Origin of the sequence: Rhodococcus sp. (in: high G+C Gram-positive bacteria) (assembly GCF_049299235.1) — a bacterium.
Classification (GTDB): Bacteria; Actinomycetota; Actinomycetes; order Mycobacteriales; family Mycobacteriaceae; genus Rhodococcus.
The window spans coordinates 1-13,156 of the sequence record NZ_JBAQXC010000064.1; the positions used below are offsets into that span (position 1 = coordinate 1).

The following is a 13,156-nucleotide window of genomic DNA, read 5'->3' on the forward strand; positions in this document are numbered from 1 at the left end:
CTCGAGGGGCCCAAACGGCACACGGGCGGCGGAGCCGCGCTACAGCGTGTCGGTGCCGTCGAACGCGGCAAGCAGTTGTTGCGCGGCCAGAGCCGCAGTGAGCTCCCCGGCCCGCACATCCCGCTCGACGTCACCGCGGATCGCCTTGACCTGCGGATTCGTTTCGAGACGCCGCAGCAACTGGTCCTGCACCATCGACCACGTCCACTCGACCTGCTGACGACGGCGGTTCTCCTCGAACTGTCCCGCCTCGGTGAGCACCGCACGATGCGTCACGACGGTGTCCCAGAACGTGTCCAGGCCGTCGCCCTCGAGTCCGCTCATCGTGATGACCGGCGGCTTCCAGATCGCGTCGTGTGGATGCACCAGACGCATCGCACCGGCCAGTTCACGGGCAGCGACCCTCGCGTCGCGTTCGAACTTGCCGTCGGCCTTGTTCACCGCGACGAGATCGGCGAGTTCGAGGACACCCTTCTTGATGCCCTGCAGTTGGTCGCCGGTGCGGGCGAGGGTCAGGAACGTGAAGCAGTCCACCATGTTGGCGACCGCCACCTCGGACTGGCCGACACCGACCGTTTCGACGAGGATCACGTCGAAGCCGGCAGCTTCGAGCAGCACCATCGTTTCGCGGGTCGCCTTGGCAACACCACCGAGCGTGCCCGCAGTCGGGGACGGCCGAATGTAGGCGTCACGTTCGACGGACAGCCGCGCCATGCGGGTCTTGTCGCCGAGGATCGAGCCGCCGGTCCGGGTCGACGACGGATCGACGGCGAGCACCGCGACCCGATGCCCCTTGCCCAGCAGATACATTCCGAGCGAATCGATGAACGTGGACTTGCCGACACCGGGAACCCCGGTGATGCCGACACGAATCGCGTTGCCCGCCTTCGGAAGTAGACGCAGCAGCAGTTCCTGCGCCAGCTTCCGGTGGTCGTCGCGGGTGGACTCGACCAATGTGATGGCCCGGGCGAGGCCGGCCCGCCGATTGGCGAGCACGGCCTCTTCGAGCACATCGAGATCGACCGGGGGTCGGCCCATCGCGATCAGGCCTCCACGTGATGGCCGAGCTGCTCGGAGAGCGTGCCGAGCAACCCGACGGCCGCATCGGCGATGACAGTGCCGGGCGGGAAGATCGCCGACGCGCCACCCTGGTACAGCTCGTCGAAGTCGCCGGGCGGGATGACACCACCGACCACGATCATGATGTCGGGGCGACCCACCTCGGCGAGCGCCTCCCGAAGCGCGGGCACCAACGTGAGGTGTCCCGCAGCCAGCGACGACACGCCGATGACGTGCACGTCGTTGTCGGCCGCCTGGTTGGCGACCTCTTCGGGGGTCTGGAACAGCGGTCCGACGTCGACGTCGAAACCGAGGTCGGCGAAGGCCGTGGAGATCACCTTCTGGCCGCGGTCGTGACCGTCCTGGCCCATCTTCGCGACCAGGATGCGGGGTCGACGCCCCTCGGCCTGCTCGAACAGTTCGACGAGTTCGATTGCCGTGCTGATGTTGCTCGCCTTTCCGGCTTCGTCCCGGTACACGCCGCTGATGGTCCGGATCTCGGCCTGATGGCGACCGTAGACCTCTTCGAGCGCATCGGAGATCTCGCCGACGGTGGCCTTCGCGCGCGCGGCGTCGATGGCCAGTGCCATCAGGTTGTTCTCCAACGAGCCGCCGGCCTCGCCGGAGGCGGCGCGGGTGAGCGCGGCCAACGCGGCGCGGGTGACGTCCTCGTCGCGGTCGGCGCGCAGCCGCTCGAGCTTCGCAAGTTGCTCGGCACGCACCTTCGAGTTCTCGACCTTGAGCACCTCGATGCTGTCGACCTCGTCGGGCACGTACTTGTTGACACCGACCAGCGGCTGGCGACCGGAGTCGATCCGCGCCTGGGTGCGGGCCGCGGCCTCCTCGATGCGCAGCTTCGGGATGCCCTCGGAAATGGCCTGAGCCATGCCGCCGGCTTCCTCGACCTCGGCGATGTGGGCGCGGGCCCGGTTGGCGAGTTCGTGGGTGAGCCATTCGACGTAGTACGAGCCGCCCCACGGGTCGATCGGGCGGGTGGTGCCCGATTCCTGCTGCAACAGCAACTGGGTGTTACGGGCGATGCGGGCCGAGAATTCGGTCGGCAGCGCGATCGCCTCGTCGAGCGCGTTGGTGTGCAGCGACTGGGTGTGCCCCTGGGTAGCGGCCATCGCCTCGACGCACGTGCGCGCGACGTTGTTGAACACGTCCTGCGCGGTCAGCGACCAGCCCGAGGTCTGCGAGTGGGTGCGCAGCGACTTCGACTTCGCGGACTTCGGAGAGAACTTCTCGACGAGTTCGGCCCACAACAGGCGGCCGGCCCGCATCTTGGCGATCTCCATGTAGAAGTTCATGCCGATGGCCCAGAAGAACGACAGGCGCGGCGCGAACTTGTCGATGTCCATGCCCGCGTCGAGACCGGCCCGAATGTATTCGACACCGTCGGCGAGGGTATAGGCCAGTTCCAGATCGGCGGTGGCCCCCGCTTCCTGAATGTGGTATCCGGAGATGGAGATCGAGTTGAACTTCGGCATCTTCGCCGACGTGTACGAGAAGATGTCGGAGATGATCCGCATCGACGGCTTCGGCGGATAGATGTAGGTGTTGCGGACCATGAACTCTTTCAGAATGTCGTTCTGAATGGTTCCGGCCAACTGGCCCGGGGTCACACCCTGCTCTTCGGCGGCCACGACGTACAGCGCGAGGATCGGCAGCACCGCGCCGTTCATCGTCATCGACACCGACACCTGCGACAGGTCGATACCGTCGAAGAGTTGCCGCATGTCGAGGATGGAGTCGATGGCGACACCGGCCATGCCGACGTCACCTTGCACGCGCGGGTGGTCGGAGTCGTAGCCGCGGTGCGTCGCCAGGTCGAACGCCACCGACAGGCCCTTCTGGCCCGACGCGAGGTTGCGTCGGTAGAAGGCGTTGGATTCGGCGGCGGTGGAGAATCCGGCGTACTGGCGGATGGTCCACGGCTGGTTGACGTACATCGTCGGGTACGGGCCCCGCACGAACGGCTCGATGCCGGGGTAGCTGCCCAGCGGGTAGCCGTCGGCCTCGACCGCGTCGCGGTCGGCCTTGGTGTAGACGGGTTTGACGTCGATGCCCTCGGGCGTCGACCACACCACGTCCTCGACGGTGTAGTTGTTGGCGGTCGCCACGGATTCGACGAGTGCGGCGGCCTGGTCCGGGGTCGGCGTCGACGGGGCCGGTGACGCCGGATCCGTCAGCGGGACCTCGGCGAAGCTGCCGATCTGGTGTTCGATGCTCACTTACGCTCCCAGGGTGTTCAGCAGGTCGGTCAGCGCGGCGATCGCGTCGATCTTGGCGGTGAGGAACCCGTCCGGACGCGCCTCCCCCTCCACGTCGCCGACGGCCTTCTCCGGTCCCGCGAGCAGGACGGTGGAGATGCCTGCGGCGCGCAGTGCGGCGACAGCGGGTCCGGCATCGCTGCCGTACCGCGTGTCGGTGCCGCACAGGACGGCGATGGTCGCGCCCGAGTCGGCGACCGCCTGCACGATCGTGTCGAGTTCCAGCGGCCCGGGGTTGACCGCGTCGATGCCGCCGGAGGCGAGCAGGTTCGATGCGAACGTCGATCGGACGTTGTGTTCGGCGACCGGGCCGAGTGGTGCGAGCAGCACCGTCGGGCGGGCGCCGGTGGCGGCGAGGAAGGCGTCCGAGCGGTCGCGCAGTGCCTCGAACGGCGCGGCGTAGCGGGCCGCGAACGCACCCGAGTCGGCGACGTCTGCGGGCAACGGGTTCTCCCCGAGGTTCGGGAACTCGTTGACACCGGTGACCGACGTGCGGCGGTGTGCGATGTCGGCGTCGCGGCGGGCACGGGTCGCGGCGATGCGTTCAGAAATGACGCCTGCGTCGAGCGCGGCACGGTAACCACCGGCAGCCTCGATCCGCTGGAAGAACTCCCAGGCCTTCGCAGCGACCTGCGCGGTGAGTTCCTCGACGTACCAGGAGCCTGCTCCTGGGTCCAGGACGCGGCCGAGATTGGATTCTTCGAGCAGCAGCAGTTGGGTGTTGCGGGCGATGCGCTCGGCGAACACCTCGGACGCGTCGAGCACACCGGTGGGCAGCGCCACATCGAACGGCAGGACGGTCACCGAGTCGGCGCCACCGACTCCCGCACCGAACGCGGCGAGGGTGGTGCGCAACATATTCACCCACGGGTCACGCTGAGTCATCATCGCGGCGGAGGTGACGGCGTGCTGCGGGGCGTTGCCCTCGCCTGCCGCACCGACGACCTGCGCGATGCGCGCCCACAACTGGCGGCCGGCCCGGAACTTGGCGATGGTCTGGAACTGGTCGTCGGTGGCGGCGAACCGGAACTCGATCTGGCCGAGCGCGGCGGCCGCGGTGTGCCCGGCGGTGACCAGCTCACGCAGGTAGTCGAGGCCGGCGGCGATCGCGGCACCGAGTTCTTCGGTGTCGGAGGCACCGGCGTTGTGGAAGGCGGTGCCGTCGACGGTCAGTGCCCGAACGGTTTCGGCGCGGTCCGCGGCCGCTGCCGCGAGAACGATGGCGTCGGCAACGGTGATATCGACGCGGCCGGAGAATGCGCTGGTCAGCGGGGCCGCGCCGAGTGCGATCCGCACAGCGGTCCGGTCGGCGACATCGGTGCGGGCATCGAGCAGCGCGTAGAGGGCGTCGGCGGCCGGGACGACGTCGGTGCCGGCGTCGAGGGTGATCGGGGCGAGGTCGAGCAGCACCTTGTCGAGTGCGGCGGCGAGGTCGCCGACCGGCAGGTTCTGTCCGCCGACCTGCAGCCACAGGGCACTGACACCGTTCTCGAGGCCGGCGAGGATGCGCTCGTTGACGGCGGCGGCGTTCGCGTCACCGAACCGGGCGGACACGAGCCATCCGGCGTTGACGTCGCGGGTCGCCGAGGCGCCGCGCACGTAGGGGAACTCGCCGGGCAGCGGCGCTTCGGGGCGTTCGTCGCGGACCCCGTAGAGAGGATTGACGGTGACGTCGTCGTATGTGACGGTCTCGAGCAGTCGCTGCGGCTCCGGTCCGAGTTCGGCGGGGTCGACGCGGCGGGACTTCGCGAGCACGCCCGCCACCGCGTTCTGCCACTGCGCATACGCGCGTGCGGCGTCCTCGGCTTCTGCAGCTAATGACACGTGCGGTTCCTCTCCTACGCTGCCGGGTGTGGTGCAGGCTTCTGTGGTGGAGGCTGCTGTGGTGCAGGCTTCACCGGCCGGGGTGTCGGCCGTGCACACCTTAGGCAGATCCTCGTGTGATGCTAGCCGCACACACGCCGAGGTTATTGTGGGGATCACCACAGTTTTCCTAGCGATCGTTAATGGTGGTACCCGAGGAGAAGTGTGCCTCTCGTAGCCGCACCGCTTACGGCACCGCCGCGTCAGGCTGCTCGGGTACTGTGGACGCCTGTGACGAGGCTTGCCAGCGACCGCAGAATCCTCGGTATCGTCGGCGTTGTCGTCGTGTTGATCACGGCAGCCGTACTGGTCCCGCACCCCTCGGTGGCGGAGTTGCGTACCTGGTCGGATTCGATCGGGCCGATGTTCATCCTCGTCTTCTTCCTGATCCACGCCGTCATCACGATCGTGCCGGTGCCGCGGACGGTGTTCACCCTCAGCGCCGGACTGCTGTTCGGGCCGGCTGTGGGGATCGCCGTCACGGTCGCGGCGACCACGGTCAGCGCGGTGCTCGCGCTGCTGCTCGTGCGCACGATCGGCCGCAGAGCCGTGTCGCCGTATCTGGGCCACCCGGTGGCGAAGGCCGTGGATCTGCGGCTCGCGCGGCGGGGCTGGCTGGCGGTGGGATCGCTGCGCTTGATCGCGGCGGCACCGTTCGCGTTGGTGAACTACTGCTGCGCGGTGTCGTCGGTGCGGCTTATTCCGTACACGCTGGCCACCCTGGTCGGCATCTTGCCCGGCACGATCGGGGTGGTGCTGCTCGGCGGCGCACTGACCGGACAGACGAATCCTGCCCTGATGGTGGTGACGGTGGTGTGCCTGCTCACCGGCGTCGCCGGTCTGCTCGTCGAGGCACGCCTGCCCGCACCGGCCGGTTCCGCTCTCGATGCAATCGTCGACCCGGACGACGAGAAGGCAGCAAGCCTCAGGGCTTGATTTTCCAAAGTCAAGCCTTCACTCTTGACTAATGTTCGTGTTGACGGTCGACCAACGTGGCAGCCGACGCGACATCGATCGAGTCGCGGCTCTGCTCGACGAATTCCGTGACGCCGACCTGCATCGGCCGTTCGAACGCACCGCGGGCGACGAGGTCCAAGCCGTCGCCGTCGATGCCCGCGCCGTCGTCGACCTCGCCCTGGAGTTGGTTCGACGCGGACAGTGGAGTGTCGGAATCGGCATCGGAGGGGCCGAAACGCCGTTGCCCGCCCAGACGCGCGCCGGGCGCGGACCCGCCTTCGAACATGCCCGCAGCGCCGTCGACCGCGCCAAGAACGCACCCGGCAATCTCGCCGTCGACGGGACCGATCCCGACGCCGCGGCCGACGCCGATGCCGCCCTCACCCTCCTGGCCATGCTGGTGCTGCGTCGCACGGCGCAGGGCCACGAGGCGGTCGCGCTCGCCCGGACCGGATCGTCGCAGGCGGAGATCGCGACACGCCTCGGCATCAGCAAGCAGGCCGTGTCCCAGCGTCTGCACACCGCCGGATGGCAAGCCGAACAGGCCGGCCGCGCCCTCGCTCGCCGACTCCTCGAAAGGGCCGATCGTTGACCGCCTTGTCGCTGGCACTGCTCGCCATCGCCGCTCTCGCACCCGCCCTGAGCCTGCGCCCGACTGTGCCGGTGTGGATCGCCCCGGCCGCCTCGACCGCAGCCTTGGCCGGTGCGGCCGTCGCAGCCTCGACGACGACCGCACTGCACGGCTTTGCCTACGCCACCACCCTTGTCCTGACGATGCTCGCCGCGATCACCGGCGGCGGACCGGCCGTGCTCGCCGCGTTCCGGATCGCGCGCCGCCAACCCGACGCCGGTCCCGAACCGGCACCGGCAACATCCGGAGCGACACCGCCCCCAGGACCGCTGCGCGGCGGCCGGGTCATCGGCATCCTCGAACGCGCCGCCGTGGCCGCCGCGGTCCTGGCGGGCTGGCCCGAAGGCATCGCGATCGTCCTGGCCGTCAAGGGTTTGGCTCGCTACCCGGAGTTGCGCGAACCGCAGGCGTCCGAACAGTTCATCATCGGCACCGCCACCAGCGTGCTGTGGGCTCTCGCGGTGTGCGGGGTGGGACGGTCGCTGCTCACCTGATCCCGCCCCCGCCGGTCGGCGCAGCCGTAGCACGCCGCCTCCGTCGCCTGTTCGGCAGCACCCGCTAATCGTTACTTACTGTTTGCATATTCTTGTCGGCGGGGAAGGCGAGACCAGGAGGGGCTGTTCACGTGGTCGGAACCACAGGAAACCGTCACACGACGGACGACATCGGGAGCGAGACGGAAGGCGGACGCCGGCTGCGGTGGCCGGCGTTGACGTCGACCGCACTGGTCGCCGTGACGGCAACGGTCCTGCTGTTCGTCACGGTCGACCCGTGGCTGCCCGACACCGGGCTGTTCACCGGCGGCCTCGACATGGACGTCTACCGCGACGGTGCCCGCAGCGCGATGGCCGGGTTGCCGCTCTACACGGAGCCGATCACCCGCGGGTTGCTCTACACCTACACGCCGTTCTCCGCCCTGGTGTTCGTCCCGCTCGGGTTCCTACCGACAGCAACGGACGAATACATCTGGATGGGCGTCATCATCGCACTGCTCGCCGGCGTCGTCGCGCAGTGCTGGCGGATGCTCGGATACCGCCTCACCCGCACCGTCGTCGCAGTGTCGATCGTGCTCGCGATCGGCGTCGCGTTCCTCGAACCGGTCCGCACCACACTGTTCTTCGGACAGATCAACGTGCTCCTGATGCTGTTGATCCTCATGGATGTCGCCCGGAAGCCGGGCAGCCGACTGCGGGGCGTCGGGGTGGGGATCGCGGCGGGGATCAAACTGACCCCGGCCTACTTCGTCCTGTATTTCCTCGTGGTGCGGCAGTGGCGCGCCGCGGCGGTCGCGACGGCCACGATCGGCGCGACCGTCGCTGTGAGCTGGGTGCTACTTCCCGAAGACTCGCGCCTGTACTGGACCCGGACGTTCTTCGACTCGGCGCGCATCGCCGAACCGGGCCATGCGGCGAACCAGTCGCTTCGCGGGGCCCTTACCCGGATCATCGGGGATCCCGCGCCATTCTGGCTGTGGCTGCTGCTCGCCGCCGCGGTCGTCGCCGTCAGCATGTGGGTGGTCTCGGGGCTTCATCGCCGCGGCGACGAGCTTCTGGCCGTCACCGTCGCCGGGCTCACAACCTCGGTCGTTTCGCCGTTCTCGTGGAGTCACCACTGGGTGTGGTTCGTTCCTCTCACCGTCTACCTGATCCACCGCGCCGTGACCCGTCCGTGGTGGTGGGTGGCGGTGATCGCACTGTTCGGCGCCGTCGGCTCCTGGTCGTATCAGTGGCCGGACGGCAGGGTCGTGGTCGGGCTGTACCTGTTCCCCGCCACCTGGATCCCGTGGGACGTGCTGGTGAACCTCTACCTCGCGATCTACGTGATCGTCCTGCTGGCGGCCGGCGGCACCGTATACCGAGCTCGACGTGCCGCCGCCGCGCTCCCCCGAGGCGAACAGCGACAGGAACCCAGCGCTACGGCGGCTCGTTCGCGGTGACAGCGGCCGGGTCGCTGTCGGCTGCAGTGCGGGCCAGCGCGATCGTCGCCGCGACCATCGCGGCGAGCGCACCCACCAACACCGCGATGTGCGTGCGATCCGCATCGAGGTACTCGCCGAGCACCGCGAACCCGAGCAGGGCGGCCACCATCGGTTCCACGACCGTCGTCGCAGGCAGGGACGTCCGGAGGTCGCCGGCGTGGAACGCCGATTGCTGGACCGAGGTCGCGACGGCGAACACCGCGATCAGCGCGTACAGGTCGATGGAGAGCACCGCCTCCCGCGCCCCCAGCAGCACCAGATGGACCACCGATTTCGTCAGGACCGCCGCAACACCGAACAACGATCCCGCCGCGAGACCGAGCAGCAGTGCCCGCGTCGGCCTCGTGCGGCGCCCCGCTTCGAACAGGCACAACGCAAGCGCGGGAACACCGAGGAGCGTGAGGACGATCCAGTGCTGCAGTTCGGGACGCGGCTCCCCCGGTTGCGGATCGCCCACCACGACCAGCACCGCGACCGAGGTCGTCAGCGTCGCCGCCCACCACCATTCGCGTGCGCCGACGCGGCGACCGGCGAACCGGGCACTCAGCGGCAACGCGAACAACAGCGACAACACCAGCATCGGTTGCACGAGCAGCAGTGATCCGAGCGCGAGCGCCGCTGCCTGCAGCACATATCCGGCGGCACCTGCCGCCGTGCCCAGCCACCAGGTGGGATTGCGCACGAGACTCGAGATCGGGCCGAGCATCCGACTGTCGGCGTCCGGCACTGCCGCCGCTGCGCGCTGCCGCACCACGGTGCCGACGGCGATGCAAAGCGCGGCGCCGACAGCGAGGAGCGCGGCAAGCAGAGAATCGGACACCACGACACCTTGGCACAGCACGAATGAGGATTCGCGTCGAGCGACAACGATCGTCGGCTCCACGACTCCGGCCGTTCGCACCGGTACGCTTCGAACCATGACCGACGAACGTGACGCTCTGTCCACCACCGGCCGCCGTGTTCCCACCCACGCCGATGCCCTCGGCGAGTTCCGGGCCGCCGCCGCCGAGCATCCCGACTGGGACATCGACATGGACGCCGTGCTGGCGTCCGTGCGATACGTCCGCGGCTGACCCGGTCAGTCCTGCCGGTGGCGTGCCTCGTCGTCGGATACTGCCGGAGGCACCGGCGGCGCGACCTCCGGGTCGCGGTGCGGCATCCACCCTGTCTGCGGAGGCGCCGACGGCGGTAGCGCTCCCGGCTCACCGAACGCCGGTGGCGACGCCGGTTCGGCGGTCCGCACCGCAGGATCGACCGGTCTGCGCGCGACCGCCTCGGCTTCGGCGACCGCCTGCGCGACCTCCGGGTCACGGGCCGTGGTGAACCAGTCCGCGACCTCCGCGGTGTCGTCCTCGGGTCGCGGCAATTCCTCGTCGACGGGCTGCGCCTCGTACCGGAACACCCCATCGTCGCCGGGCGCGCCGAGGGTCTTCGCGAACCCTTTGAGGGCGTCACCGAAATCGCTGGGCACCAACCACACCTTGTTCGCATCGCCCTGTGCCATCTGCGGCAACGTCTGCAGATATTGGTAGGCGAGCAGTTCCGGGGTCGGCTTGCCGGACTTGATCGCCGCGAACACCTTCTCTATCGCCTTCGCTTCGCCCTGCGATTCGAGGTATTTCGCGGCGCGATCACCCTGCGCCCGCAGAATCCGGGACTGGCGGTCGGCTTCCGCGCCGAGGATCGCGGCCTGCTTCGAACCTTCGGCCGAGAGGATCCGGGACTGCTTGTCGCCCTCGGCGGTCTTGATCGCGGCCTCGCGATGGCCCTCGGCGGTGAGGATCATCGCGCGCTTCTCGCGATCGGCCTTCATCTGCTTCTCCATCGACTCCTGGATCGACGGGGGCGGATCGATGCTCTTGAGTTCGACGCGGGCGACACGCAGCCCCCAGCGGCCGGTGGCCTCGTCCAGCACGCCCCGCAGTTGGCCGTTGATCGAGTCGCGCGAGGTGAGGGTTTCCTCGAGGGTCATTCCGCCGACGACATTGCGCAGCGTCGTCACCGTCAACTGTTCGACGGCGGCGATGTAGTTGCTGATCTCGTAGACGGCGGCCTGCGGGTTGGTGACCTGGAAATACACGACGGTGTCGATGCTCAACGTCAGGTTGTCCTGGGTGATCACCGGCTGCGGGGGGAAGGAGACGACGCGCTCACGCAGGTCCACCTTCGCGCGGATCCGGTCGACGAACGGCACCAGGAACGTCAGCTGCCCCGACGCGGTCCGGTAGTAACGGCCCAACCGTTCGATCACGGCGGCCTCGGCCTGCGGCACCAACGCCACCGACCGGACCACAACCAGTACCACCAGCGCTACCAGAACGGCGAGCACTATCAACGCTTCCACGTCAGACATCCCTCCACACGACGGCCGTCGCGCCTTCGATCTGCATTACCGTCACGGTTGTTCCCGGTTCATACACCTCGGTGTGGTCGAGCGGCCGCGCCGTCCAGACCTCGCCGCCGATCTTCACCTGACCGGAATGCTCGGCGACCTGCTCGAGCACCAAGGCGTGCCTGCCGGGCAGGGCATCGACGCCTGTGGTCAGCGCGGGCGGAGCCGCATATCGTCGCCGCAGCACCGGGCGGACACCGAGGAGCAACACCAGCGACGTCACCGCGAACACGACGGCGTCGGCCCACACGGGCAAGTCGGTGAGCGCCGAAACCCCGGCCGTGGCCAGTGCCGCGCCACCGAGCATGAGCAGCACGAAATCACCGGTCAATGCTTCCGCGGCCGCCAACGCCACCGCCGCGATCAACCAGATCAATGCCGTCACGTCACTATCGAACCACAATTCGGACATGCGGACAGGAACGCCTGGTGGCGGAGACTATCCGGCCTCGGGATCGGTCACGAAGTCCACCAGCCGCTCGACGGCTCCGATCAGCGGCGCCTCGAGGTCCCGGAACGAGGACACCGCACCGTAGACCCGGCGCCAGCCGTCCTGCGGCGTGCCCCAGCCGAGTTCGCGGCACACGCCGGTCTTCCAGTCCTGGCCGCGCGGCACCGTCGGCCACCCCGCGATCCCGACGGCCTTCGGCCGGACCGCCTCCCAGACGTCGATGTACGGGTGGCCGGTGACCATGACGTGCGGACCCAGATTCGCGGTCAACCGCTCTTCCTTGGAACCGCTGACCAGATGGTCGGCGAGCACCCCGATCCGCCGTCCCGGACCCGGCTCGAAAGCGGTGAGCCGTTCGGCAAGATTGTCCAGGCCCTCGAGTTGCTCGACGACCACCCCTTCGACGCGCAGGTCGTGCCCCCACACCCGTTCGACGAGCGCCGCGTCGTGCACCCCCTCGACCCAGATGCGACTGCCGCGCGCCACCCTGGCTTTCAGCCCCTCGACGCGGGTCGAGCCGGACGCGGACCGGGTCGGTGCCGGCGCGGCCGGACGGACTGTCGGCCGCACGAGGGTCACCGGTGTGCCGTCGACGAGGAACGCGGCGGGGCGCATCGCGAAGAGCCTGGTTCGGCGCTGCCCGTCCTCGAGGCGCACGAAGTCGCCGTCGTAGGTGCGTTCGATGCCCACGATTGCTCCGCACCATCCGGAGGCGACGTCCTCGACGACGAGATTCTTCTCGGCCGCCAACTCCGGGACCGTCGGTTTGCTGGCGCGGGTGTGACCGGCGTAGATGTCGCCGCCGTACATGTCGCGTGGGCTCACGGCCGATCACGGTAGTACCCGATGTTGATGCCGCGTGGGATGTGGGCGCGGTCGGCGTGCCCGGCGTCGTATCCTCGTTCGGGTGACTTCCCCGAGCCTGAGCTTGACGTTGTGGGCGGGTACCTGGCTTTCCGGCGACACCGCACCCGACGAGGTGATCGACGCTCTGCACGCGTGGGCGCCGCTGCACCTGGTGTTCGCGCACGACGACGCGGCCGCCGCGGCGGCCGGGCTGTCCGTAACCGAGGCGGCGGGTGCCGCCTCGCTCCTGTCGCTGATCCGGCGGGCCGATCCGGTCGATGCTGCCGGGGTCCGGCTCGTGATGCCCGCCCCGGGCGACGTCACGGGACTGCCGGTGGGGAGCGTGTTCGGCACTGCCGCACTGACCGCCGGGGAAGGCGTCCTGGTCGGGGTGCCCGGTGCGCCGGGGATCGGGCTGGTGCCGACCGTCGAAGGTCCGGATGTGTTGCGCTGGACGGTGTTCGGGATTTCGTCACTACCCGACGCGCCACCGCATGCGGGACTCGGCGAGGCCGAGTTCGCGATGCGCGAGGCGGTGCGGTCGGCCGCCGCGACGTTGACCGGTATTCCGACCGTCGACACCGACGGCCGCCGCGTCGATCCGCGCACCCGGATCGCCGACGTGATCGCCGAGCAGGCCCGGCACCGCTACCCCGAGCACCTACCGAATCGTGCCGTGCGCATCCTCGAGTCCGCCGACCAGGTG

13 protein-coding genes are annotated in these 13,156 nt (G+C 69.0%); 6 read left to right on the forward strand and 7 right to left on the reverse strand.

Annotated elements, in window-relative coordinates:
* Positions 1-39: 39 nt before the first annotated feature.
* The 3 genes from meaB to mutA are packed head-to-tail and all read right to left on the reverse strand — an operon-like array spanning position 40 to position 5,156.
* Positions 40-1,038 (reverse strand): methylmalonyl Co-A mutase-associated GTPase MeaB, encoded by a 999-nt coding sequence (meaB, locus tag WAX14_RS03440; RefSeq protein WP_422626694.1) that lies wholly within the window; start codon positions 1,036-1,038, stop codon positions 40-42.
* Positions 1,039-1,043: 5 nt separating this feature from the next.
* Positions 1,044-3,293 carry a methylmalonyl-CoA mutase gene (gene scpA / locus WAX14_RS03445; RefSeq protein ID WP_422626695.1) on the reverse strand — a complete coding sequence of 750 codons (2,250 nt, stop codon included), beginning with the start codon at positions 3,291-3,293 and terminating at the stop codon, positions 1,044-1,046.
* A complete protein-coding gene (gene mutA, locus WAX14_RS03450) occupies positions 3,294-5,156 on the reverse strand; it encodes a methylmalonyl-CoA mutase small subunit (protein ID WP_422626696.1) in 1,863 nt (620 codons plus the stop codon).
* A 270-nt stretch (positions 5,157-5,426) separates the two neighbouring features.
* Here mutA and WAX14_RS03455 point away from each other — a divergent pair, with 270 nt between their 5' ends.
* From WAX14_RS03455 to WAX14_RS03470, 4 genes are all read left to right on the forward strand, one after another.
* Positions 5,427-6,131, forward strand: a complete 705-nt coding sequence (locus WAX14_RS03455) for a TVP38/TMEM64 family protein (RefSeq protein ID WP_422626697.1) — start codon at positions 5,427-5,429, stop codon at positions 6,129-6,131.
* 31 nt (positions 6,132-6,162) lie between these two features.
* Positions 6,163-6,744, forward strand: a complete 582-nt coding sequence (locus WAX14_RS03460; RefSeq protein WP_422626698.1) for a hypothetical protein — start codon at positions 6,163-6,165, stop codon at positions 6,742-6,744.
* Positions 6,741-7,277, forward strand: coding sequence for a hypothetical protein (locus tag WAX14_RS03465; protein WP_422626699.1), 537 nt, complete (start codon positions 6,741-6,743; stop codon positions 7,275-7,277). The genes WAX14_RS03460 and WAX14_RS03465 overlap by 4 nt, the downstream gene beginning before the upstream one ends.
* A 131-nt stretch (positions 7,278-7,408) precedes the next feature.
* Positions 7,409-8,719, forward strand: a complete 1,311-nt coding sequence (locus WAX14_RS03470; RefSeq protein WP_422626700.1) for a glycosyltransferase 87 family protein — start codon at positions 7,409-7,411, stop codon at positions 8,717-8,719.
* Here WAX14_RS03470 and WAX14_RS03475 read toward each other — a convergent pair.
* Complete coding sequence (locus WAX14_RS03475; RefSeq protein WP_422626701.1) at positions 8,697-9,581, reverse strand: DMT family transporter; 885 nt, start codon at positions 9,579-9,581, stop codon at positions 8,697-8,699. The genes WAX14_RS03470 and WAX14_RS03475 overlap by 23 nt on opposite strands.
* Before the next feature lie 97 nt (positions 9,582-9,678).
* Between WAX14_RS03475 and WAX14_RS03480 the strand changes: the two genes are divergently transcribed.
* Complete coding sequence (locus WAX14_RS03480; protein ID WP_422626702.1) at positions 9,679-9,834, forward strand: hypothetical protein; 156 nt, start codon at positions 9,679-9,681, stop codon at positions 9,832-9,834.
* 5 nt (positions 9,835-9,839) lie between these two features.
* Here WAX14_RS03480 and WAX14_RS03485 read toward each other — a convergent pair whose 3' ends face one another.
* The 3 genes from WAX14_RS03485 to WAX14_RS03495 are packed head-to-tail and all read right to left on the reverse strand — an operon-like array spanning position 9,840 to position 12,429.
* Entirely contained in the window at positions 9,840-11,105 is a 1,266-nt protein-coding gene (locus tag WAX14_RS03485; RefSeq protein WP_422626703.1) for an SPFH domain-containing protein, read from the reverse strand.
* Between the two features lies 1 nt (position 11,106).
* Complete coding sequence (locus WAX14_RS03490) at positions 11,107-11,538, reverse strand: NfeD family protein (protein WP_422626704.1); 432 nt, start codon at positions 11,536-11,538, stop codon at positions 11,107-11,109.
* Positions 11,539-11,592: 54 nt separating this feature from the next.
* Entirely contained in the window at positions 11,593-12,429 is an 837-nt protein-coding gene (locus WAX14_RS03495; RefSeq protein WP_422626705.1) for a DUF3097 domain-containing protein, read from the reverse strand.
* 82 nt (positions 12,430-12,511) lie between these two features.
* Between WAX14_RS03495 and WAX14_RS03500 the strand changes: the two genes are divergently transcribed.
* Positions 12,512-13,156, forward strand: a 645-nt coding sequence (locus WAX14_RS03500; RefSeq protein ID WP_422626706.1) for a hypothetical protein, incomplete at its 3' end; no start/stop codon positions are given.